The 22,592-nt window shown below is 65.9% G+C and carries 18 protein-coding genes; 7 read left to right on the top strand and 11 right to left on the bottom strand.

From position 1 onward, the window contains the following. The first annotated feature begins 7 nt into the window (after positions 1 to 7). Positions 8 to 772, top strand: a complete 765-nt coding sequence (locus KUG38_RS08530; RefSeq protein ID WP_216920633.1) for a DUF3598 family protein — start codon at positions 8 to 10, stop codon at positions 770 to 772. Between the two features lie 71 nt (positions 773 to 843). Here KUG38_RS08530 and KUG38_RS08525 read toward each other — a convergent pair whose 3' ends face one another. Together KUG38_RS08525 and KUG38_RS08520 are read right to left on the bottom strand one after the other, a co-directional pair. After that, on the bottom strand, positions 844 to 1,929 hold the full coding sequence (locus KUG38_RS08525) for a M14 family metallopeptidase (protein ID WP_216920631.1): 1,086 nt from the start codon (positions 1,927 to 1,929) through the stop codon (positions 844 to 846). 26 nt (positions 1,930 to 1,955) lie between these two features. After that, on the bottom strand, positions 1,956 to 2,219 hold the full coding sequence (locus tag KUG38_RS08520) for a hypothetical protein (RefSeq protein ID WP_216920629.1): 264 nt from the start codon (positions 2,217 to 2,219) through the stop codon (positions 1,956 to 1,958). Positions 2,220 to 3,510: 1,291 nt separating this feature from the next. On the opposite strand from KUG38_RS08520, the gene KUG38_RS08515 reads away from it, so the two are divergent. After that, on the top strand, positions 3,511 to 4,227 hold the full coding sequence (locus KUG38_RS08515) for a TIGR04255 family protein (RefSeq protein WP_216920628.1): 717 nt from the start codon (positions 3,511 to 3,513) through the stop codon (positions 4,225 to 4,227). After that, the gene (locus KUG38_RS08510; protein ID WP_216920626.1) at positions 4,227 to 4,865 is read left to right on the top strand and encodes a hypothetical protein; all 639 of its coding nucleotides are present in this window, start codon (positions 4,227 to 4,229) and stop codon (positions 4,863 to 4,865) included. Before KUG38_RS08515 ends, KUG38_RS08510 begins: the two co-directional genes overlap by 1 nt. Positions 4,866 to 5,685: 820 nt before the next feature. On the opposite strand, the gene KUG38_RS08505 is transcribed toward KUG38_RS08510, so the two are convergent. The 3 genes from KUG38_RS08505 to KUG38_RS08495 all read right to left on the bottom strand — a co-directional run bounded on the left by KUG38_RS08505 (position 5,686) and on the right by KUG38_RS08495 (position 8,711). Continuing rightward, positions 5,686 to 6,465, bottom strand: a complete 780-nt coding sequence (locus KUG38_RS08505) for a pentapeptide repeat-containing protein (protein ID WP_216920624.1) — start codon at positions 6,463 to 6,465, stop codon at positions 5,686 to 5,688. A 324-nt stretch (positions 6,466 to 6,789) separates the two neighbouring features. Next, the gene (locus tag KUG38_RS08500; protein ID WP_216920622.1) at positions 6,790 to 7,995 is read right to left on the bottom strand and encodes an MFS transporter; all 1,206 of its coding nucleotides are present in this window, start codon (positions 7,993 to 7,995) and stop codon (positions 6,790 to 6,792) included. Further along, positions 7,992 to 8,711: a Coq4 family protein gene (locus KUG38_RS08495; RefSeq protein WP_216920620.1), complete on the bottom strand. Its 720-nt coding sequence runs from the start codon at positions 8,709 to 8,711 to the stop codon at positions 7,992 to 7,994. The genes KUG38_RS08500 and KUG38_RS08495 overlap by 4 nt, the downstream gene beginning before the upstream one ends. A 118-nt stretch (positions 8,712 to 8,829) precedes the next feature. Between KUG38_RS08495 and KUG38_RS08490 the strand changes: the two genes are divergently transcribed. Further along, on the top strand, positions 8,830 to 9,504 hold the full coding sequence (locus KUG38_RS08490) for a TetR/AcrR family transcriptional regulator (protein WP_216920618.1): 675 nt from the start codon (positions 8,830 to 8,832) through the stop codon (positions 9,502 to 9,504). Here the strand turns inward: KUG38_RS08490 and KUG38_RS08485 are convergent, their stop codons facing one another. From KUG38_RS08485 to KUG38_RS08475, 3 genes are read right to left on the bottom strand one after another with little or no spacing between them, the layout of a single operon-like run. Then, positions 9,505 to 10,455, bottom strand: coding sequence for an aldo/keto reductase (locus tag KUG38_RS08485; RefSeq protein ID WP_286195792.1), 951 nt, complete (start codon positions 10,453 to 10,455; stop codon positions 9,505 to 9,507). A 22-nt stretch (positions 10,456 to 10,477) separates the two neighbouring features. Further along, complete coding sequence (locus KUG38_RS08480; RefSeq protein ID WP_216920616.1) at positions 10,478 to 11,065, bottom strand: hypothetical protein; 588 nt, start codon at positions 11,063 to 11,065, stop codon at positions 10,478 to 10,480. Then, positions 11,013 to 11,525 carry a hypothetical protein gene (locus KUG38_RS08475; protein WP_216920614.1) on the bottom strand — a complete coding sequence of 171 codons (513 nt, stop codon included), beginning with the start codon at positions 11,523 to 11,525 and terminating at the stop codon, positions 11,013 to 11,015. Before KUG38_RS08475 ends, KUG38_RS08480 begins: the two co-directional genes overlap by 53 nt. Before the next feature lie 126 nt (positions 11,526 to 11,651). On the opposite strand from KUG38_RS08475, the gene KUG38_RS08470 reads away from it, so the two are divergent. From KUG38_RS08470 to KUG38_RS08460, 3 genes are read left to right on the top strand one after another with little or no spacing between them, the layout of a single operon-like run. Continuing rightward, positions 11,652 to 12,776 carry a zinc-dependent alcohol dehydrogenase gene (locus tag KUG38_RS08470; protein ID WP_216920612.1) on the top strand — a complete coding sequence of 375 codons (1,125 nt, stop codon included), beginning with the start codon at positions 11,652 to 11,654 and terminating at the stop codon, positions 12,774 to 12,776. Positions 12,777 to 12,823: 47 nt separating this feature from the next. Beyond that, the gene (locus KUG38_RS08465; protein WP_216920611.1) at positions 12,824 to 14,017 is read left to right on the top strand and encodes a radical SAM protein; all 1,194 of its coding nucleotides are present in this window, start codon (positions 12,824 to 12,826) and stop codon (positions 14,015 to 14,017) included. Between the two features lie 3 nt (positions 14,018 to 14,020). Next, entirely contained in the window at positions 14,021 to 16,717 is a 2,697-nt protein-coding gene (locus tag KUG38_RS08460) for a sugar porter family MFS transporter (protein WP_216920610.1), read from the top strand. Positions 16,718 to 16,741: 24 nt separating this feature from the next. Here KUG38_RS08460 and KUG38_RS08455 read toward each other — a convergent pair whose 3' ends face one another. The 3 genes from KUG38_RS08455 to KUG38_RS08445 all read right to left on the bottom strand — a co-directional run bounded on the left by KUG38_RS08455 (position 16,742) and on the right by KUG38_RS08445 (position 22,586). Then, entirely contained in the window at positions 16,742 to 20,020 is a 3,279-nt protein-coding gene (locus tag KUG38_RS08455) for an SDR family oxidoreductase (protein WP_216920609.1), read from the bottom strand. 373 nt (positions 20,021 to 20,393) lie between these two features. After that, positions 20,394 to 21,719 (bottom strand): glycosyltransferase, encoded by a 1,326-nt coding sequence (locus KUG38_RS08450; RefSeq protein WP_216920608.1) that lies wholly within the window; start codon positions 21,717 to 21,719, stop codon positions 20,394 to 20,396. A gap of 15 nt (positions 21,720 to 21,734) precedes the next feature. Continuing rightward, entirely contained in the window at positions 21,735 to 22,586 is an 852-nt protein-coding gene (locus tag KUG38_RS08445) for a hypothetical protein (RefSeq protein ID WP_286195791.1), read from the bottom strand. Between the last annotated feature and the right edge of the window lie 6 nt (positions 22,587 to 22,592).

The raw sequence follows: 22,592 nt of genomic DNA, 5'->3' as shown, positions 1-22,592 counted from the left end.
CTTCCCCATGGCCAGCCAATGGCAGAACTTTCTGCGCAACCTGGGGGAGTGGCGGGGCAGCTTCACCACGATCAGCGCCGGCGGCGAGATGCTGGAGAGCCACCCCTCGGTGCTGACGCTGGCGGCGGGTGATGACGACGACCGCCTCGTGCGCTTCAGCCTGCAGCGCTGGCCGGCCGGCACGGCGATCGCCCCGGGCGGCGGACCGGCGCCGGGGGCGGGCGAGCCCAGCCGCGACATGGAGCAGGACTACCGGACCCTCGGGCGCCAGGTGGTGTTCTTCGATTCCGGGGCGTTCAACAAGGGGTCGCTGCAGGTGGCGCCGAACACGGTCTTCGGCGGTGAGTTCGGCTTCATCGGGGCGAACCGGCGCCACCGGATCGTGCAGCTGTACAGCCCCGACGGCCGCTTCGATCAGCTGGTGCTGATCCGCGAGTTCCGCGCCGGCAGCGACGCCTCCGAGGCCGCGCCCACCAGTGCCGAGCAACTGCTGGGCCGCTGGCAGGGCCAGTCAGCCACGATCAGCGCCGACTGGAGCGAGTCCGACACCACCGCCGTGCGGCTGGAACTGGGGCCCGCCGAGCTGGCGGAGCTGCGACTGCTGCCCGATGGCGGCTTCGTGCACCTGCCGGAGCAGGTGAGCCACCGGGCGGCCTTCGAGCTGGTAGGCGGCTGGCTGCCGGCCCCGGGCCGGATGGAGCGCCTGATCCGCCGTTATGACGGCACCGGCGCCTGGGTCTCCGCCAGCCACGAGGTGCTGGAGCGCGTCTGACCGGCCGGCACATTCTCATAGCGCTGGAGAAAGGTCAGCAGGGTTGGATGACAGGGCATCAAGGGCCTGGCTCAACCCCCCAACCCCCTACAAGCCCGCAGCACCACATCGGCGCAGCGCCCGTACACAGCGGCCCGCCAGGCGGGGCTGTCGATCAGGAAGGCGTCGCGCACCTGGCGGCGGATCGCCTCGCGGTGGGGGGTGGGGCGATCGGGCACGGCGTGCAGCCAGGCATCGGCGCGCAGGGCCGCCAGCACCTGATCGATCGGCCGGGTGCCGAACTCCAGGGCCAGGTAGGTGAGCTCCACCGCAGGGAGCATGCGGCGCAGAAACACCGGCACCGATCCCGACACCACCGAGGAGCTGGAGGGGCCCTGGCCGGGGCGGGTGACCTCCGGGCCATACCAGCGCTGCAGTCGCTGCCAGTCGTCGCCTGTGCTGCCGCTGCCGATCAGCTCCCCGTAGCCCCAGGGGCCCAGGCCGGTGTGCAGGTCGATCACCGCCAGGCGGCGGCAGGCCGGGCCCAGGTGCTCGGTGAGGATCGTCTCCAGGGTGGACAGCGACCAGCTGGGGCGGCTGCCGCCGTAGAAGAGGCCGGTGGGATGGGTGTACTGGCCGCACTGCAACGCCGCCTGGTAGGCGGCCATCCCGTGCCCCGTGATGAAGGCCTCCAGCAGGGCGTCGGCCCGTTGCCGCTCGGGCCCGTCCCAGTCGCCGGGCAGCAGGGCGGCGTGGAGGGCGTCGTAGGCCGGGTTCTCGGGCAGGGGGCCGCGGAAGTCGAGGCCATTGCGGTTGAGATCGATGTTGTGTTCGTTGCCGCGGCGCAGCCAGGCGAAGCCATGGGGGTTGAGGGCATGGATCAGCAGCGCCCCGCCGCCGGCCGGCAGGGCGCCGTGGAGTTCATCCAGCAGAACGCCCACCTGGCAACCGGATCCGGCCAGGCCCTCCACGCCGTGGGTGCCGGAGATCAGCAGCAGCAGGGACTCGGGCTCGGCGGGGCCCAGGGCCGCCGCATCGATGGCGAGCGGCTCGCCGGCCGGACCGCGGTGATCGGGCAGGACATGGCTGGTGAGCCGGGCACCGGCGCCACGAGCGGCGGCCAGGAACGCCTCACGGGCCGAGCGGTAATCGGGGCGGAAGAAGTCGCTGGTGGCCATGGGGGAAGGGGTGGGGCCAGTGGCGATCAGAAGGGGTGATGGGCGTGGCCGGTCACGGTGAGGATGTCGGCGTCCGGATCGGAAAGGATGCACAGGCCTATCAGGGTGCCGTTCCACTCCGCCAGCAGCCACCAGCCCCAGTCTTCGATGCAGAAAAATGGCACATGGATGTCTACCAATGAGAGCATCTCATGCAGATAGCTGCGCAGGGCCTTTCCGACCATCCCTTCGTTGACGAGTTCCTCACTCTGACCCTCGACAGCGAAAAAATTCTTTGCCTCGATCAGCAAGCAGTATTGGAGGATCAGGAAATCGCTTCTCAAACTCTCAAGATCAGCGGCGGACGAGCCTTCCTTCGCCAGGCCTGGTGGATCTTGAGGTTATTCGTGACGGAGGAGCCAGTTGTGTCACCTCGCAACTATCCCGAGCTACTATTCTACAGTGCCCATGTGGCAGAGGAAAGAAGTTCAAGCGCTGCTTTCGCAAGAATGGCGCAGAGAAAATGACCCCCTTAGACCAGGCTAGAAATGGTGAGACACAGCAATTTATCAGGTGCCGCACAAGCGGCAGAGGACATGCAGATATTGATATTGACTTTGTAGAGCTCGATCGAGATGAACATCGCACGGGTTATGCTAAGCAGTCCATTTCCCTCCAACCAAACAGGACTCCAGGAGATCGGACGGAGGTAACGGGTGCATCAATGTCCTTCCTGGGCAATAGCCCAACTGATGAGCAGATTCAAACAGTTTGACACATGTCTGTGTCCAATTTGGCCGTCCCACCGCAGCTTGTACTTCGTGGCATTGCCAGGTTTCTCAAGCGGAAGAGCACCACCGGTCTGTTTGTGATTTCGAAAGTCAAGCAACAGCGTGACAGATACCTAATCGACTTCGATTATGTTATTGGCACTGCCCATAGGGCGGCACACATGAATATTGGCGGGAAAAGGATCGCCGCCAGTCTCCTTGCGTCCAGACGACAATGACAAGTTTATTTGATTGTCCGGCCACCAAGTCAATCTTTTCGCCAAGATAGCTTACTATCCGAGGCGTCGCGGGTGTTGCCAGCGAACTCCCTGCTTGCCGGCCTGAACACTACGGAATCATTTTCTTGCATGCTACTCACAATGCTCCTGGCACGACTGTTGTTTATGATGTCCTTATCCTGCAAGCAGAGTAACGCCCCAAACAGGAAGCAGGCTGGAGCATAGTCATTTGGCTAATCACACCTGCTCCCATTTCTGTATCTAGATACCAGAACTTTCACTGAAGACATCTATATATCTGCGAAGTCTCAAAGTTTCAACTTTTTGATTTAGGATTGCCGAGGGCAGCGCCGTGCTTATCTTCTAGATCGGAGTAGGCAAGGCTCCATCACTGAGCCCAAATTGAATCTCACCACCTCCAGTCGCCAGATTGGTCGTCGCATCAAAGCTGTAAATCCCTCAGATTGACAAGACATTCCACGCTCTCCGACCATTCTAGACTCAGCCAAACTAGCCGTTCAAGGACGTGAAAAGCTATCCCTGCCGTCCGGGAGCAATCCGCGCTAGGCTAGCTTTGCTTAAAGTACAGCGACATGGTTGCGACTAGTTCCCCACGCTGGAGAGACCCGCCTCTACAGGAGGCAGTCTTTGAGCTGTTTTTCCCAGCTGTCTCAGATTACTCTCTTTTCGTCGGAAATATCTTTAATAGCCTTAAGGAAGAGTACCCAACTTCACTTGCATTGCCTGCGAATGATTTTCCTCTGATTCCGTCTCTTCCTGGATTTGTGCGCCACAGATTTTCGGATACCTCAGGAGCAGTGCTGTTTCAACTTGGACAAGATTTATTAACGGTAAATTGTTTATCGTACACAAGTTTTAACGACTACTCCCAGCACATTCATGATGTTCTGAGTGCGGTACTTGAGCACGGAGCTCCCTTCGGACTTTCCCAACTAACCAGGCTAGGCATTAGATATATCAATAGGTTTGAGAATACAGACGACCCAGTAGCGATTCTTCAGATTGGACTGCCATTCCCATCTTCTGAAGCTGACAAGCTCAACAACCTCAAGGTTCATGATACTAGACAGCTTGGTAGCAATGATGGCGGCCGTTACCTCGTCAGGTCGTTTGACTTCGCAGCGGACGAGCGGCTTCTTTTGCTAGATTTACAGGTATACCAAGTTTTCAATACTCAACATGATCTCGCGATTGACGAGCTAATGAAGTGGGCCAAGGATGCACATGATACAATCTCAAACAACTTTGAGTCTTTGGTCCTAAATGACGTTAAGGAGCGGCGCAAGTGATGATTATTGCAGAGTCTGAAACACTCAATGATACTACTTCCTTAAATTCTAGCTTCTTCAAGCGTACTGACATTCAAGAAACTTCTATTGTGCTTTCTGAAAGACGTACCCATAAGGCTACATTCTCTCAAGCGCAACCGATTGACACCCAGGCATTGCCGAACCTGAGACCTAAATCTTTCTCCCCCAGAGACTTTTATGCGCAACATTTCTTGTCATTGCATTCTGTCACGCAAGCCTCGGCCTCAACTTTCAGTTATTACGTTTCACGAATATCTGCCAGCAGAGATGACACAACGCAGGCTTCTTTGTCTCATTTGATCTCCGGACTTGAGCGGCTATCGATTCATGACTATCTCTATTCAAAGCTTTCTCTTCGATTGAAATTCTGGTTATCAGAAGTCAACTTCCTAATATCCGAGGTTCGACTTCCCTGGGTTGAACCATTGGTTAACTACGTAGACCAAGAAGTATCCTTGGAATGGTGGAGCGCCAACAAAAAACTAACCATCTATTTCTCAGATACTGCCATAGAATTTATACGCGTTTGGGGACCAGACATTAAGAACGAAATGGAGGATGGAGAAGTTGTGAATCCATTTTCTTTCGTTGCCTTGTGGCAATGGCTTATATCCTGAATATGTTGGCGACGCATGTCGACGACAAAGAGAGAGTGTATCGGTGTGTGTTCTATGGCTGCAGTGACGGGGTGCAGCTTTATCAGCTTTTGCCTGAAGGCATCAAGTTAAGCGCGCAGGCCTTTCGTGACTCTGGAAGGTGTCCTTCTGTTGACAGAGAGGATCTCTGTGGCGCGAATCCTCACCATACGCAAAAGACTTCAGAAGATGGCGTGGTATGCATACGTTGCGAGAGAATCAGGCAAATTGCTGATGTTGTTCAAAACGACAAGAAAGGCAAGCCAGAATTTGTGTATATGATCAATGTCGTTCATCGGCCAGAGCCTTGTAATATTGCACATTCTCAAATTGAGTCCGCGCCAGTCTACCGCAATGACAAAAGCTTCAGACGTTTGAGGGAAAGCTTAGCTTACCTTGTGAACAGTGACTCCGACGCATGGCTCATTTTGCCTGTAGACGCTCGGTAAGCTACTCACGTCAAATGTTCCTCTATAAGTAGAGCTCCGTAGTTCTAAAGATTGAGCTGAGCGCGCCGGTGGAGGCCCGCTCTAGCGAAAGGATGGACCGTAGCGGCGCATTCGATAATCTAACGATGATGAGCCTTCCTCAAAGTCGTCAAGCCAAGGGCTCATGCCCGGTTCCGCCGCAGGTAGAGCAGCTGCATTCCCCGGTGCCCCGGCAACTTGCACATGAAGACCAAAGTGACAGTTCTGTGGTTGAACTATCATTGGGTTGTGCAGTCCCTCCACAGCCTTGGCAAGGAACCTTTCCAGAACCATTACACTTAGAACAAGTTTGGTCTGTCATCGTTGCCTCCATCTTAGATTTCCATTTTAGCTTCGCGGCGCTGTTCGTACGTCATCCTGACTTTGGTTAAGTCTACGTCTGACATGTCCGTTTCCTTTAATGTGGCGCTCCTTAAGCAGGCACCGGCAAGCTTAGCCTGTACGAGCAGTGCTCTCGTCAAATCGGATGACGTAAAGTCTGCTCCCGAAAAGTCAGAGCCTCGAAGATCGGTTTCCCGGAGAGTAGCAGATCTAATTGACGCCCCATTGAAGTAGGCACCTCGTATTTCCGCTCCGGACAGAGTAGCCTCGTCAAGAAGTGCTGCTTTAAGATCGGCTCCGTTTAGGCTAATGACTGGACCTGGACTTGAGTCAATCAATCTGGCTTCATAGAGAAACTGGAGGACTTGAGCCTTTCGACTCCCGTCGAGCAGACGCAGTGCGACTAATGTTTTGGTGCGCACGAGCTTGCGCGCGCATTTAGGAGCATTCGGGGTGAACAAGTGTCCGGCAAGTAGAAGTTCAGATACATAGTCTAAGTACGCCTCAAGTGTCTGCTGCCGCTGCCGATCACTTTCTACCGCCTGATCTGACCGTTTCCTGGATCCTTCCAACAGAAATGCCGCAACTGCGAGGACCGTTGGAACGATGAGTAGGTCTAGCCAATCCCAGAGAGTCTTTGCCCGCACGGCATCTTTATTCGCAGGGACGTACTCCGGGAATCCAGTCCAACCGTGTTCGTAGCCCTGCAAGACGAGTGCAGTTGAGCCTGTTGCAAGTAGCACTGTGGCGATGATGGCGAACAGCTTCTTCATGACTAAGTTCAACTGAGGTCAGCTGGTGTTGTCTGCGGCCAAACAATTCATTGGACGGTTCCGAGAACCACTCCTCACATGTGTTCCCATTCCGAGAATCTCCTGCCGAGCGGCAGGGCGGATTTCCTGACATGCTGATGCTTCACAGCCTTACGAGACCAACTTCCGCTTTCTAGCAGAGGTTGAGAGGTCCTATAACCACCTGTAACCAGCGATACGCAAGTCTTTCCGTCCTGCCCACCTTGAGCCGTTCAAGTCCGGCAACGGGATCACGCCCAAGGTGGATCCCCATTCCACCCGGCGCTGGCATGGCTGGCCGCCCACTCACCCCCGCGCACTACGCAGAGCAAAAGGCACCGTGAGCAGCAGGCTCCCCCCGGCGATCACGAACAGCCCCGGCAGGGAGATGTCGATCAGCACCCCCGAGAGGGCCTGGGACAGGGGATCGAAGGCGACGCCGGCCAGCATGGCCAGGGCCATCACCCGGCCCTGCAGGGGTGCCGGGGTCTCCCGCTGCAACCAGGCCGTGGCCAGCACCCCCACCAGGCCGCCGCCGATTCCCATCGCCGCCAGCAGGGCGGCCGCCGTCCACCACTGGCCGGCCACCGCCAGCCCCAGCAGGCCCGCCCCCAGCCCGGCCGACAGCCAGCCCAGCGCGCCCCCCGGATGGGCGATGGCGCCGAACCGGCCGGCCCACCAGACCCCCACCAGGGCGCCCACGCCATAGGCGGCCTGGAGCCAGCCGTAGCTGGCGGCGCCACCGCCGAAGCGCAGCGTCACCAGCTCCACCACGCCGATCACCACCGGGCCCAGCACGGCCAGGTTGATCATGGCGATCAGCGTCAGGCCCGTGCGGATCGCCCCGTGGCCCCAGGCGAAGGCGATCCCCTCCCGCAGGCCCTGGCCCAGGCCCCCCGTCGGGGCCGTGTCCGCCGCGGCCAGTCGGGGCCGCACCTGCACGAAGCAGCCCACGGCGAGCAGCAGCAGGACGGTGTCGAAGGCCAGGGCCGCCGTCGCCCCGGCCACGGCCAGGGACAGCCCCGCCAGGGCCGGGCCGGCCACGTTGCTGATCTGCTCGCTGCCCTGCAGCCAGGCGTGGGCCCGGCCGAGATGGCGGTCCTCCAGCAGGCGGGGCAGCAGGGCCAGGGCGGCGGGGTAGAGGCAGGCCTCCGCCGCCCCGAACACGGCCGACAGCACCAGCACCGGGCCAAGGTCGAGGGCGTCGCGGCTGGCCAGCAGGGTGAGCACCCCGGTGGCCGTCGCCAGGATCCAGCCGGCCCGCACCGCCATCGTCCGGGGCGGATGGCGATCACTGAGCACGCCGCCCAGCAGCAGCAGCAGCCCCCGGGGCAGGGCCGCCGCCATCAGCACCAGGGCCAGGGAGGTGCCCGAGCCCGTGCGCTGCAGCATCAGCCAGGTGACGGCGACGAACCAGAACTGGACGCCGGCGAACAGGAGGGTCTGGCCCAGCCAGAGCCAGCGGAAGCCCGGCCGCCGCAGCAGGGATCCGCCCACAGCCTTGCCGCTCACAGCTGCCCCACCCGCTCGTTGAACGGCCGCAGCTGCAGCGCCTCGCGCCACTCCGCCAGCGGCCGCTCCCAGCCCTCCTCCCAGCGCTGGGCGAACAGGGGCCTGGCCTCCAGGCCCATCTGCAGCCCGGTGCGGATCGTCTCCACCAGCTCCGGCAGCAGCTCGGGGGCCCCGAGGGTGGCCGACACCAGGGCCTGGGCCGTGAGCACGGCCCCCAGCGGGTAGGGGAACTGGGTGAGATGGAAGGCCTGCAGGCCGATCTCGCCCGTCACCGTGGTGTCGAAGCCGGTGACCACGTGCCAGAGGTCGTGGGTCTGGCTGAGCCGCAGCTCCACATAGGCCGCGTCGGTGGCGGGCTCCATGCCGGCGTGAAGGTTGGGGTCGTAGCCCAGCCGCGCCAGCGACGCCGCGTAGGCGTGGCCGAGGCTGCCCTCGGGCAGGGCGGCCAGCTGCTCCAGGTTGTGGGCCGGTGGGATCCAGCGCGCCTCGATCAACTCGGCGCAGGCCGGATCGCGGCGCAGCTGCTCGGCCATCAGGGCATAGGAGGGCGTCTCCAGCAGGGCGTCGGCCAGGGCCCCCACCAGCTCGAGGTCGGTGTCGCCACCGCTCATGGCCACGAAGGTGCCGAGGACGCGGAACAGCTGGGGCGGCAGCTCCTGGGCCTCGAACGACGCCGCGGTGGGGGCGGGATTGGGGCGGAAAACGGTGGTGGTCATCGGGATGAACGCGAAAGAACGTGAGCAGTCCTCACGTCCAGGAAATTATGAGCATCCCTCGCCTTTGTCAATGGGATGCGAGGATCGCTCAGGTTTTCCCGGTCTGCCGCTTCCCGCCATGGCCGACGCCACCGCCACCGCCAGCGAGCCCTCGCCCCTGCGCCGCCAGCCCCGCCAGGCCCGCAGCCAGGAACGGGTGCGGCGGATCCTGGCGGCGGCCGAGGAGCTGTTCGTGGCCGGCGGCGTCGGCAGCACCACCACCAACGCCATCGCCGCCAAAGCCGGGGTGCCGATCGGCTCCCTTTACCAGTTCTTCCCCGACAAGGGGGCGATCCTGCGCAGCCTGGCCCAGCTCTACGCCGAGCAGCTGCACGAGCTGCTCACGGCCTTCTTCGACCGGGGGGACGGCCGCTGCCTCTCCCTGGAGGCCTCGATCACCGCCGCCGTGGCCCTCACCGATCGCTTCTTCCGCGACCACCCCGGCTATCCGGCCATCTTCCTGGATGTGCAGAGCGCCACCCCCGAGCTGCTGGCCATCGAGGAGGAGGCCGACGTGCGGCTGATCAACGACTGGAGCGGCCTGCTGGTGGAGCGGGCCGCTGGCGAGGGCACCGACCTCCGCGAGGACGACGCCCACCTGATCGCCTACGTGCTGGTCAAGACCGTCGGCCATCTCCTGTGGCTCGCGGCCACCCAGGAGCAGGACCGCCGCGACCGGCTGGTGGCCGAAGCCGGCGAGCTGGCCATCGCCTACCTGCGTCGGCGGCTGGCCGGGGACGGCTCACCAGCCTGATCAGGCCCAGAGCGACTCCAGTGTGTAGGGGCCGCCCTCCTTCACCCAGAAGGAGCCGTCGATGAAGCGATGGTGGCGGTCGAGCCCGGCGATCGCCTCCATGTCCTCGGGGGCCAGCTCGGCCTCGGCGGCGGCGAGGTTCTCGGCCAGGCGCTTCGGCGACACCGACTTGGGAATCACCGCCGTGCCGCGCTGCAGGGCCCAGCCCAGCACCACCTGGGCCGGCGTGAGGCCCCGACGGGTGGCGATCGCTGTGATGGTGGGGTCCTCAAGCAGCACCGGCTGGCCGGGGGGCCCCATCTCGGGGCGCAGGCCCGGGGTGCCCAGGGGCGAATAGCCCGTGAGGTGCACGCCGTGGGCCTCGCAGAAGGTGAACAGCTGGCTCTGCTGCAGATAGGGATGCAGCTCCACCTGGTTCATGGCCGGCCGGATCCGCGCCTGCCCCAGCAAGCCGTAGAGGGTGGCCATGCCGAAGTTGCTGACGCCGATGTGGCGACACAGGCCCCGCTCCACGGCCGCTTCCATCGCCGCCCAGGTGGCCGCGATCGGCAGGGTCTCCAGAGACACCAAATCCTCGGCGCTCTCGGGCATCACCACGCCCGGCCGGAAGGCCACGGGCCAGTGGATCAGATACAGATCGAGGTGCTCGAGCTGCAGATCGGCCAGGGTGCGCTCCAGGGCCGGGGCCACGTCCTCGGGGGCATGGGCGTTGTTCCAGAGCTTGGAGGTGATCCAGAGGTCGTCGCGCCGCACCAGGCCCGAGCGGATCGCGGCGGCGATCGCCTCGCCGATCTCGGCCTCATTGCCATAGATGGCGGCGCAGTCGATGTGGCGGTAGCCCAGCTGCAGCGCCGCCGTCACCGCCGCGCCCACCTCGCCCGCAGGGGCGTTCCAGGTGCCCAGGCCGAGCATCGGCATGGCCGCGCCGTCTTGGAAGGGGAGTGTCTTCAAGGCGGTGAACCCCAAACGAGCGTCACTCCACCCTGGCGCGGGCCGCGAACGACTGGAGCACGAAGCTCCGGGCCTGCGGCTTATCTGATTCGATCAGCAGCTGCAGGCGCTCCCCCTGCCGTCCGGGTCGGTCGATGGCCACCTCCCCGAGCACCTGGCCCATGCCGTCGACCACATCGAACTTGGCCTGGATCTGCCCGCAGGGACGCTCCAGGCAGGCCACTTCCATCACGTCGATGATGCCGCCGCCATAGAGGCGGGGCTTGCGGCAGATCCCCTGGCAGCGGCGGGTGAACACCCCCTGATCCGATTCCACCCAGCCATCGGCGAGCAGGTCCTGGCGGCTCTCGCCCCGCCCGCCGGCGGCGGGCTTCTCCGCCAGGGACGCCCGCACGCCGGCCGCCATCCAGCCGGCACCGAAGCCCACCAGCACCAGCCCCAAGGCCAGCAGCCGCTGGAGGGGCGGAAACCGGGAGGGTCCTGAGGCCGGGGGCAGGGCCGGTGGCTTCGGAGGCCGTCCCCCGGGGGGCACCGGCTCCATCTCGACGATCAGGTCCTCAACGGTCTTCGGGCTCGCCCCGGTCCGCTCGCTCTTGCCGGTCCTTGCCATCGTCGTAGGCCATCAGTGAACGGAACATCAGCCCACCGCCGCTGCCGATCAGGGCGAACATCGTCAGCACGTTCCAGAGCGAGGTGGGCTGGAAGCTCATGATCAGGGTCTGCAGGATCCCCACCGCCAGGGCCGCCGCCGACGCCAGCACAAGAAACCAGCCCCAGCGCTGGTTGCGCAGGGCGAACAGCAGGCACACCCCGATCGTGAGCGGGATCAGCAGCAGGCCGAAACCGCCACCCAGGCCCTGGGAGAAGCCGAAACCGCCACCCCAGCCGCCGCCCCAGGCCGCACCGGCGCCACCCCAGCCACCCGCAGCCCGCCGGCCGAAGCGGAAGCCCATGCCCAAGGCCACGGAGCTCACCATCACCTGGTTGAAGAACAGGAACGCGCCCATGGTGAAGAGCACGCCCCCCAGGAGGAAGGAGAAGAAGTCCCGGATCGGGTCCCTGGCGGCCATGGATCACTTGCCGGCCCCGTCATGATGGCCGGCCCCACTGGGTTTGTCTGCCGCCCACGGTCGCCCTGTTGACAGCGGCCGGCACTCCAACGACCATCGGCGAGTGCTGGACGCCGGATGGAAAGCATGAACGCCGGCGCCACCACCACCTGCAGCCTGGTGCTCCACGCCACCGAGACCGGCAACGGCGCCGAACCACGGCAGACCAACCGGCGCTACAGGGATCCCCGGATCGCCCTGGAAGAACGGCGGCTAGAGCCCCTCCATCCCGGGTCGTTGCGGTTGCAGATGCTGCGGGTCGGCATCTGCGGCACCGACCTCCACATGACCCAGCGGGATCCGCTGGGGTTCGTCCGCAGTTCCGCCCCCGCCTCGATTCCCCAGCAGGGCCGGGTGCTGGGCCATGAGGGAATCGGCCGGGTGATCGCCACCGGATCCGACGTCACCCGCTTCCGGGTGGGCGACATCGTGGCGCCGGAATCCGTGCTCAGCTGCGGGGCCTGCCGGTGCTGCCGCTCCGGCGCCTTCAACCAGTGCCTGGACGCCCGGCTCCTGGGCATGGAGAAGGACGGGCTGTTCGCCGCGATCGCCGATGTGCCCGCCCGATCGGCCGTGGCCATCGGCCGGCTGGCCGAGAGCGAGCGGGGCCTGCAGATGGCCGCCTGTCTGGAGCCGGCCGGAGTGGCCCTGCTGGCCTGCCGGAAGACCCAGGTGGCACCGGGCGAGCGGGTGCTGGTGTTTGGGGCCGGACCGATCGGGTTGCTGGTCGCCATGATGGCGCGCCGGCTCCACGGCGCCGCATTGGTGGCCGTGGTCGAGCCCTCCGCCTACCGCCGGGACTTCGCCGCGGCCTGGGCCGACCAGGTGGCGGCATCGGCGGAGTCGCTGGAGATGCCTGACGGCGGCTGGGACGTGGTGGTGGAAGCCTCCGGTGCACTGGCCAACGTCGATGCCGTGTTCCGCCAGATCGCCCCGGGCGGCCGGGTGGCCCTGCTGGGCAGGGGCGGACAACCGCTGCGGATCGGGGCGGTCGACCACATGATCACCAACGCCATCAGCGTCATGGGGCTGCGCGGCCACCTCGGCGGGGTCTACGAGCGGCTGATCGACCTGTGCCTCTCCGGGGTCCTGCCCCTGGATCGGATCGTCAGCAGCACCATCGAGGGGCTGGAGCGGCTGCGATCCGTGCTCGAGCACCCGGACGACCTCGCTGACGGCGACTGCAAGATCGTCGTCAAGTTCGCCGATTGACAAGCCCGCCGATTGACGGTCCCCCGCACAGCCTTTTCTTCCCCCGCATGGCCAATCCCTTTCCCCTGGACGGCGACAAATTCCTCAAGATCCGCATCTCCGTGCGGATGCTGAAGTGCAACTTCAGCTGCAACTACTGCGTGGCGGCGGCGGGGCAGAGCCAGGTGAGCGGCATCGACTACAGCCGGGGCACCAAACGCAACATGTGGGGGACCGAGCAGGGCCGGGGCATGGCGCGCACGGCCATCGAATGGGCCGCCTCCCTGCCCTATCGCATCGGCGTTCGCTACGACGTGCACGGGGAGCCCTTCCTCAACGCCGACGTGATCGAGGATCTGATCTGGCTCACGGCCCAGCCCAACGTGGCCTTCGTGGAGGTGCAGACCAACGCCTCCCTGTTCAAGAAGCGGCTGCCGGAACTGGCCGGCCTCATCGAGCCCTCCAGGCTCAAACTCTTCTGCACCTTCCATCACACCGAGATCGCCCTCGACGACTTCCTCGGCAACGTCACCATGGCCGCCGACCTGGGCTTCGACGTGGTGGTGAACACCCTGCTCGCGACCGACAACGTGGCGGTCATCCGCGACGCCCTCTCGCGCTGCGCCGAGCGGGCGATCCCCACCTCCGCGGATCTGAAATTCCCCGGCTTCGATGTGCCCCCCACCGAGGCGATGAGCGACGCCGTCGATGTGGACAAGCGGGCCCGCCATTTCCTCAGCAGGGACCCGATCGAGGAGTTGCTGGCGGCCGGTGAACCCGGCCTGGAGGTGTTCCGCACCATGGCCGACAGCGGACCCCTGGGCCGGGAGATCCGCTTCCTGGCCGCCCTGCTGGTGGGCCTCTACGGGGGGAAAGGGCGTCTCTGTTCCGCCGGCCACGACTACCTGATCGTCGACAACTGGGGCGATGTCTTCCCCTGCACCAGCTACGCCGACACCCGCACGGGCCGGCTGGGCTCCGTGCTGGATCCCGGCTTCGTTCCGGCCCTGCGGGAGGAGGTCTATGCCCCCTGCCAGTACGCCGAGACCTGCCACCAGAAGGAGGAGTACGGCAACCTGCGCCTGCTGCGCGAGCACCGCGATCTCCAGGCGATGAGCCTCAACTGCGTCTGCGGCGAGGGCAAGCAGGTGGACCCCGACACCCTCTTCGACAGCCGCCTGGCCCTGCTGGAGACCGCCCGCCACAACCCCCAGACCGGTCGCGTCGGCCGGCCCGCCGCCGCCGCCGTCCCGGTCGGCTGAGCGGTGATACCCAGGGTCTGGATCTTCGCGCTGCTGGCCTCCCTGGGGGGCCTGCTCTTCGGCTTCAACGCCACGACCCTCGGGCTGGTGGCCGCGACGGCCGCCAGCGACTGGTCGTTGACCCTCGGCTCCCAGGTGCTGCTGAGCGGCGCCTTCTTCCTCGGCGCCATCCTCGGGGCCGTGTTCATGGGCCGCTTCGGGGATGGCCTGAGCCGCCGCGATGTGATCACCACCAGTGCGGCCTGCTACGCCTTCTTCGGCTTTGCCTGCGCCATCTCCGAGCGCTTCGAGGAGCTGGTGGTGGCCCGCTTCTTCCTCGGGATCATCGTCGGGGTCACCTCCCTGGCGATCCCGCTCTACATCGCCGAGATCTCCCCGGCCAGGCACCGGGGCGCCCTGGTGTCCCTCAACCAGCTGAGCATCACCCTGGGGATCGTGCTCGCCTTCGTCATCGAGACGAGGCTGGTGGACGGCCAGGACATTTCCCAGCTGTACACGATCAGCGGCATCCTTGCCGTGGTCGTCAGCATCGGGGCGATCATCCTGCCGGATTCCCCCGCCTGGCTGATCAAGCAGGGGGATGGGGATGCCGCCCGCGCGGTGCTGAAGCTGATCCACGGCCCCAACGTGGAGCCGGAGGTGGCCGCGATCGAGGAGAGCCTGACGGGCAACCATCCGAATGTGTGGGTGGCGTTGCTGGAGCCCTCGAACCGAAAACTGCTGGGGATCGGCATCCTGCTATTCGCCATTCAGCAGTTGAGCGGCATCAACTTCGTGCTGCAGCTGGCGGGCGACGGCTCCCTGTTCCAGGGCTTCGTTCTGGGCTGGGATCCGGTGATCGTGGTCGGCCTGGTGAATCTGTTCAGCACCCTGCTGTTCGTGCTGCTCGTCGATCGCATCGGCCGCCGGCCCCTGCTGCTGGCGGGCCTGGCGGGCCTGGCCCTCTGCCTGGCGGGGTTGATTCTCGACGCCACCACCTCCCTGTTCCCGCCGCTGGCGGTGGCCGTCAGCCCCTTCCTGATCCTCGGTTACGTGTTCTTCTTCGCCATCGGCCTGGGGCCCCTGCCCTGGCTGTTCGTGGCCGAGATGTACCCGTTGCCGGTGCGGGGTCTCTCGATGAGCATTCCGATCACCGTCAACTGGCTGATCAATGCCGTCATGGTGATCGCCGCCCTGTCGGTCGACTCCCCGGCCGACACCCTGGCGGTCTACGGGGTGTCGCTGGCCACGGCCCTGGTGGCGCTGCCGCTGTGCTTCTTCCTCTACCCGGAGACCCGACGGCTGCGTTTCTCCCAGATCCGCCGCACCTGGCACCGCTCAGGGACGGCCGATGAGCGCAATGAGATCGCCGCCACCCTGGCCACCACGGTGGTGACCATCGGCGGCATCTTCTTCGGCTACAACCTGACGATCATCGCCGGGGCCCTGCTGCAGATCCGCACGGCGTTCGCCCTCACCCCCTTCAGCAGCGGGCTGGTGGTGAGCTCGGTGCTGGTGGGGGCGATCCTGGGATCGTTCATCAGCGGCCATCTGGCGGGGGCCTTCGGCCGGCGCTACATGCTGATGACGACGACCGTGGTGCTCATCGTCGGCACCGCCGTCTCTGGCCTCGCCGACTCGGTGCAGATCCTGGTGCTCGGTCGCCTCGTCACCGGCCTGGCCACCGGGGTGACCGCCAGCATCGTGCCGCTCTACATCACCGAAATCGCCCCGGCCCCGATCCGGGGCCGGCTGAACAACATTCAGAATCTGGCGGTGGGCATTGGCTCCCTCACCGCCTACGGGACCAGCACCCTGCTGATGGCCGTGCCCGAGGGATGGCGGGCGATGCTCTACCTGGGTTCCGTGCCGGCGCTGTTGCTGGGGATCGGCGCCCTGTTCCTGCCGGAATCGCCGCGCTGGCTGATGACCCAGTCCCGCTTCAGCACGGCGGAGCGGATGCTGCAGAGGCTCTGCGTCGACAACCCCAGGGAGGAGGTGGAGCAGCTCAGGGCCAGCCTCGAGCACACCCCGGCGGGCCCGGGGGCGATGCCCCTGTTCTCGAAAACCATCCGGCCTCCCCTGCTGATCGGCCTGGCCCTGGTGTTCTTCCAGGAATGCACGGGCATCATCATCGTCACCTATTACAGCCCGACGATCTTTCAGGCCTGCGGCGTGAGCGATCCCACCACCGCCAGCCTGCTGACCACGATCGGGGTCGGTGGCTTCGGCCTGGCCATGTCCTCCCTCTCCTTCCTGCTGGTCGATCGGCTGGGGCGCCGCACCCAGTTCCTGATCGGCATCCTCGGCATCCTCACCAGCTCGATCGGCTTCGGGCTGATCTTCGCCCTGCTGCCCCAGGGCACCCCTGCCGTTCAATATCTCGTCCTGATCTGTCTCATCCTCTTCGTTTGCTCCTTTTCCCTGGGCCTGGCCTCCGTCTGCGGCATGGTGGTGTCGGAGATCTATCCCCAGGCGGTGAGGGATCGGGCCATCGGCTTCGTGATCGCCTTCCAGCTCCTCTGCGGCATGGCGGCGTCCTTCCTGTTCCCGATGCTGGCCGATGCCCTGGGACTGGCGGTGGTGTTCTTCGTCAATGCCGGCATCGCCGCCCTGGCGCTGCCCTTCTGGGCCTTCGCGATGCCGGAGACCCGGGGCCGGAGCCTCGAGGCCATCGAGCAGCACTGGCTGGCGGGACAACCTCCCGCCGCCCTGCGCTGACGGTGGTCCCGGCGGGGCCCTGACTCAGGCGGCAGCGACGCCGGCGGCCGCGACGGCGTCGGCGCAGACCTTGCCTAGGTAGGCCGCCGGGAAGCGGGCGAACGCCTCGGCCCCCTGCTCCACATCCCGGACCGGGGCGGGCCGGTACGCCTCCAGCACATCCAGCAGCGACAGCGCTCGCTGGGCCGCGGGCAGCCGCCGCAGGGCCGGCTCGATCCGCTCCAGCCACTCCCCGTAGCTGGCCGTCCGCTCCAGGGGGAAGCCCGCCGCCTCGATCCGCTCCACCAGGGCCTCCAGCGGAAAGGCGCCGTCGGCGGGACCACCGAGGGTGAACCGGTGGAAGCCCTCGGGCGCGCCATCCCCGAGGGCCACGATCGCCTGCGCCAGCTGATCCACCGGCAGGCCGCTGGCCCGGAAGCCCGCCTCCTGGCCGGTTGCATCGGTGACGCTGAAGGCGGGGGGGGCCAGGCCCGTGAGCAGGAGGCTGTGGATCAGCCGCGAGAGAATGTCCTCCGGGTTGCGTTCCCCGGCCAGGTGCCGATCGGGCAGCACCAGCCCCGATCGCAGGATGCGGATCGGCAGGCCCGTGGTGGCGTGGGTGGAACCCAGCAGTTGCTCACAGGCCCACTTGCTGGCGAAGTAGCCGTTGGCATAGGAGCCATCGAGACGGACCCGTTCCTTCAGCGGGGCCACGCCGATGGTGGAGACCATGACGATCGACTTGCGCCGGTGCGTCAGCGCCAGCCGCACGATCTCGGCGGTGCCGATGACATTGGGTCGGCTGAGGTGGCGGTAGTCCAGCCGGTGATTCACCAGGGCGGCGCAGTGGACGATGGCCTCGAGGCTGTGGGCCAGCCGGTCGTAGGTGGCGGCGTCCAGCCCCAGCCGCGGCTCGCCGATGTCGCCGGCCACCACCTCCAGGTGCTGCTCCGCCAGGGTGCGCCAGCGCGCCGCGGTGGCCGGCTCGAGGTGGGCGAAGCGGGCATCGAGGCGCTCCCGGGCCGACTGGGTGCGGCTGGGCCGGACCAGACACACCAGCCGGCCGCCGCTGGTGGCCAGGCGCTCCAGCCAGGCCAGGGCGACGCGGCCGCCCAGAAACCCGTTCGCCCCGGTGAGCAGCACCGACCGGGCCGGCCCTGAAGCCGGTGGCAGTTGCGCCGCCGCCCGCAGCGTGGCCGTGTCGATGAAGGCCTCCACCCGGAAGTCGTCGGCGGCGAGCACGTCGGCGGCCGGCTCCCGGGCCGGGCCGGAGCCGTCGGCCCGGAGAATCCGCGCCCAGGCCGCGATCGTGCCGTCGGGCCCGAGGATCTGGCTGGCCTCGATGGCGACGCCGAACTCCGCCTCGATCCGCACCGAAAGCTGAACGGCCGCCAGGGAGTCGCCGCCCAGGTCGCGGAAGCAGCGATCCTGCAGGGAGGCCTGGTCGTGGACGCCGAGGGTGCTGGCCAGCAGCAGCCGCAGCCGCTCCTCGAGGCCCAGCGCGGCGCCGGGCCGGCGGAGGGAGGCCAGGGCCGCATCACCGAGACGGTCGTGGCTGTCATAAAGGGCGGCCAGGGCCGCCGCATACCGCTGGCGGATGGCGGGCCGGAGCGGCTTGCCCAGGGAGGACAGCAGGCCATTGGCATGGGAGAAGGGTTCGTCCGCCAGCAGGAGATCCCGGGGAATTTCGAAGCTCTTCAGGCCCTTCTCGCCGGCCAGCTGCACGATCTCCTCACGCAACAGGGCGATCAGCTCGACGTCATCGGCCGGGGGCCGGGGCCGCCGCGCCAGGGCCTCAGGGTCCGGCACGACGACCGCCAGCAGGTAGGAACGGCTGCTCTCGCCATGGACATGGATCTGGGCCACCGAGGCACAGCCATCGGCGAACAGCTGCTCCAGCACGCCGACGGCGACGTACTCCCCCTGCGACAGCTTGATGACGTTCCGGCGGCGGTCGATGAGGGCGATCTGGCCGGGCCCGCGCTCCTCGACCACATCCCCGGTGCAGCAGAAGCCGTCGGCATCGAACAGGGCCGCCGTCGCCTCCGGGTTCCTGAAGTACCCCCGGATGCCGAACCGCGTCTTCACGCACAACTCGCCCCTTGGGTAGGGGCGGTCGCTGAGGAAGTAGCCCGACTCCGGCACATCCCGCAGCCGGTAAGCGATGACGTTGGGCCGGTTGAGCCGGCCGTTCATGGCCAGGCCCCCGCTGGCCGTCTCGGTGCTGCTGTAGCCCTCATGCACCGGCACCCCGAAGGTGTCCTCCATCAGGGCCCGGATGCGGGGCGCGATCGGCGCCGAGGCCACGACGATCGACTGCAGCCGGTCGCCCAGGAAGAACCGCAGGTCGTCGGACGTGGTCGTTCGCAGGTGCTGGTCGATCCACTCACAGAGGCGCGGAAACAGCACCAGTCCCGTGGGTCGGGCCAGGCGGATGTCCTCGAAGACGGTGGAGAGATCCGGCTTCAGGGTGAAGCAGGCCAGGCCACCGGAATTGAGGGCGGTGACCATCGAATCCCTGCCCATCATGTGGTGGAAGGGAGCGAGCACCACCGCCACCTTCGGGTCCGGACCGGTGACCTGGTGCCAGGTGTTGATCAGGGCCGCGGCGGAGATGCAGGCCCCCTTCGGCTGACCGGTGCTGCCCGAGGTGTGGATCAGCAGGGCCATCGCCTCCGGGTCGACGGCGGCCGGGGGAGGGACCTCGACGTCGTCGCCCTGGCCGCGGACGATGAGATCCGGCAGGAGCACCAGGGGAACCGTCGACCCCGCCGCCCGCAGCGTTCCCTCGGCCTCCTCCACGAGGGTGCGCTCGGCCGTGATCCGGGTGTCGGCGTCGAAGACGATCAGCTGGCGGATGCAGGCGTGGCGCCGCACCAGATCCACCATCGCGGGCAGCTGGGCGATGGAGACGGCCAGCGCCGCTGGGGTGGTCCGCTCCAGGATCGCGTCAAACTCGGCGGCCGAATGGTGCCCCGACAGGGGCATCGGCACGGCCCCGGTGTAGGCCAGGGCCAGGTCGATGACGGCGTAGTCGATGCTGGCGAAGCCGATGATCGCGACCCGCTTCCCGTGCCGGATGACGCCAGCGGGGTCGCTGTGCCAGGCCGCGGCCAGGCAGCGGACCCGATCCCGCAGGGTTCGGTAGGTGATGGGGCGGAACTCAGCCAGGATCTGGCGGTGGGTGGCTCCCGTGGCGGGGTCGGCCGCTATGACATAGGCGCGTTCGGCCAGGGCGGGGCGCTCGGGATGGGCCGCCAGAACGGAGTCGATGAGGGCCCCGTAGGGCAGGGACGACGGCAGGGCAACGCTGGAATCGCTCACGACGACGCTGGCCTCACTCCGCTGCCTTGTCGTACGCGAAGGCCGGAATGTTCGCGGGCAGCGTGATGACGTGGATGCAGGTCTTGCAGAGGTCGGAACCGGGGATGGGACGGGGCCACGAAGTCCTCGGTGACGCCTTCATTCTCCAGTTGGCCCGAGCGGGAGTTCATCGTCGGCAGCATCACACTGGAGGACGGAACGATGGATGGTGACCCCCCATGGGGAAAGGCGCTGAAGGGGATCGCCCTGATCTGCTCGACATCCTCCAGTGACATGACAACGGCTGTGGTTAAGACACACAGGGAGTGACCCTTACATTGGGCATGCAGGGCCATATTGAAGCTAGCACGACATAAAGATGCGAGAGAATCATTTATGGCTCGTCGATGTCGCCGCCGGCCGCGAAGTCGGCCGTGAAGCCTTCAATGAAGGCCACCGCCTGCTGCAGTCCACGCTCCCGTTCGATCTGATCCTTCATGCGCCTGAGGCCCCGCTTCAATCCCGGATCAGCCAGGGCGTCGCCGATCAGCTGGCGCAGCCGGCCGGCCGTGATCGATCGGACATCCGCCGTGAGGGCCAGCTGATGATGGGCCGCCCGGACGGCATTGCCCGGCTGATCCCTGGCGCAGGGAAGGATCACCATGGGAACGTCGTTCTGTACACATTCCATGATCGAATTGAGCCCGCCATGGTGAACCATGACGGCCGCATGGCGCAGCAGCGTGAGCTGGGAAATCCAGGGCACCACCAGCAGATTGGCGGAAGAAGCGAACGCGCCGATCAGGGCTGGATCGCTGATGTGGAGCACGAAGAACCACTCCGGAGCCAGGGCGCTGGCTTCGGCCACGGCCGCAAAGAACCGCCGGGCCTGCCGGTAGGCCCCCGCGCTCGTACCCAGCGAGCAGAGGACGATCGTCCGGCCGGAGGGATCGAACGGCAGCGCCGGCTCCTGGCGCTGAAAATCAATGAAATCGCCGCAATGGTGCCGCTGCTTCGCCCGCGGGCCCGGCAGCTGGAAGGCGGCCGGACACAGCACCAGCTCGGGCAGGATCAGGTGCGGGCCGATCTCATCCTGGAGATAGGTGACGTTGCGCCGCAGGCGGACGCCGGACTGCCGGGCCACCCACAGAAAGGTGTCGGTGAGGTGGTGCATCCGCAGCGGGGCCCGGTAGGCACCGACGAGCCGGGACGCCAGGCGCTTGGTGACCAGATACCGCAGATGCATCAGCTTCCAGGCCAGGGTGATCCGCAGGGCCGAGAGCAAGCCCCGGCCCGGCCTGAGGGAGGTCACCGCCGGGGGGATGCGGGCGTTGTCGAAGAGGAACAGCGAGGTGGAGATCTGGATGGTCGGGATGCCCAGCCGCAGGGCCCGCAGGGCCACGTACCAGAGGAACGAATCACACAGCAGCAGGTCCGGCCGGGCCGAGAGCAGGCAGCCATCGAGAGTGCCGTCGACGATGGCGGTGGTGTAGCGGCGAAACAGGGCGTCCGCCGCCGGGGACTCCTGCCCGTCGCCGGGCGTGGCAAAGAGATCGCCCGCGAATTCGATGAACGCGAAGCCCTGGTCCTCCACCAGTGGCCTCACCCGGGGAAGCCCGAGATAGGTCACCCGGTGGCCCTGGGACACCAGGGCCCTGGCCAGCCGGAACGTCCCCAGGTGATGGCCCGCCTCGCCATGCATGGAGAACAGGATCTTCATGCCGTTGTCACGGCCTCAATCGACCGGCCGGCAACCCTCGAACCACATGACGTGCCGGGCCGGGTCGTAGTCCTTGTACTGACCCGTCAGCTGGATGCCCTGGCCGGTCCGCAACGAGAGGGCATAGGCGCCCTGGCCCTTGGCGGCCAGGCAGCTGATCTGGGTGAGGAAGCGGAACTTGCCGAACCTGATGGCCAGATCGTTCGTGGAATTGGGAATGTCGTAGGCGATGCGATAGGCACCGCCATCCTTGGCGACGTGGGCCACCCGACCCTTGATCGTGAAGGTCTTGCCCTGGTAGCGGGAGGGAATCGAGGCGGCGTTGGTGTCGGCTTCCTGGGAAATCTGCTGGGACAGCACCAGGGCATCAATGACCACCGGCGCCGCCGATGACACCGCCCCGGCGCTCCGCTCCGCCGCCGCGATGCCTTCAGCGCCACCTTTGACGGCGTTCAACATGGCGCAGAGTTCGGTGCGCGCCCCACCGGCCCCCGCCAGCATCCCCGCCGGCAACTTCGCCTCCAGCTTCACCCGGGCGGCGGCCTGCTCCGCCTGGGCGGTGGCGATGATCGGGAACGGCCGGGCGGCGCCCGATCGGGGCTGCTCGAGCAGCATGCTGCCGTCGTCCGCCTCTTCGCTGAGGATGTCGTAGCCGCGGGTGGCCGCGATGCCGCGCAGCTGGCGAATCGCCACCGGCACGGTCAACGCATCGACCGTGACTTCGGCGCTGAACCGCGTTCCGGACAGGGGGTTCCCCTTCTGCGCGAAGCTGTCTTCACAGCTGCCGGCCCGGGCCGCCGAAGGAAGGGCCAGGGCCAGCGCCAGACCGCCCAGGGGAAGCACGAATCGAAGGGCTGGCAGGAACAAACGCGT

Source organism: Synechococcus sp. CCAP 1479/9 (assembly GCF_019038535.1).
Classification (GTDB): domain Bacteria; phylum Cyanobacteriota; class Cyanobacteriia; order PCC-6307; family Cyanobiaceae; genus Cyanobium.
This window is presented reverse-complemented; position numbering and strand designations above follow the sequence as displayed.

Bases quoted from the DNA above. Each gene is read 5' to 3' on its own strand.
- KUG38_RS08525 (WP_216920631.1), bottom strand. From the start codon at position 1,929: ATGGCCACCAGCGACTTCTTCCGCCCCGATTACCGCTCGGCCCGTGAG.
- KUG38_RS08470 (WP_216920612.1), top strand. From the start codon at position 11,652: ATGAACGCCGGCGCCACCACCACCTGCAGCCTGGTGCTCCACGCCACC.
- KUG38_RS08515 (WP_216920628.1), top strand. From the start codon at position 3,511: ATGGTTGCGACTAGTTCCCCACGCTGGAGAGACCCGCCTCTACAGGAG.
- KUG38_RS08530 (WP_216920633.1), top strand. From the start codon at position 8: ATGGCCAGCCAATGGCAGAACTTTCTGCGCAACCTGGGGGAGTGGCGG.
- KUG38_RS08510 (WP_216920626.1), top strand. From the start codon at position 4,227: ATGATTATTGCAGAGTCTGAAACACTCAATGATACTACTTCCTTAAAT.
- KUG38_RS08465 (WP_216920611.1), top strand. From the start codon at position 12,824: ATGGCCAATCCCTTTCCCCTGGACGGCGACAAATTCCTCAAGATCCGC.
- KUG38_RS08480 (WP_216920616.1), bottom strand. From the start codon at position 11,065: ATGGCAAGGACCGGCAAGAGCGAGCGGACCGGGGCGAGCCCGAAGACC.
- KUG38_RS08475 (WP_216920614.1), bottom strand. From the start codon at position 11,525: ATGGCCGCCAGGGACCCGATCCGGGACTTCTTCTCCTTCCTCCTGGGG.
- KUG38_RS08505 (WP_216920624.1), bottom strand. From the start codon at position 6,465: ATGAAGAAGCTGTTCGCCATCATCGCCACAGTGCTACTTGCAACAGGC.
- KUG38_RS08495 (WP_216920620.1), bottom strand. From the start codon at position 8,711: ATGACCACCACCGTTTTCCGCCCCAATCCCGCCCCCACCGCGGCGTCG.
- KUG38_RS08490 (WP_216920618.1), top strand. From the start codon at position 8,830: ATGGCCGACGCCACCGCCACCGCCAGCGAGCCCTCGCCCCTGCGCCGC.
- KUG38_RS08450 (WP_216920608.1), bottom strand. From the start codon at position 21,719: ATGAAGATCCTGTTCTCCATGCATGGCGAGGCGGGCCATCACCTGGGG.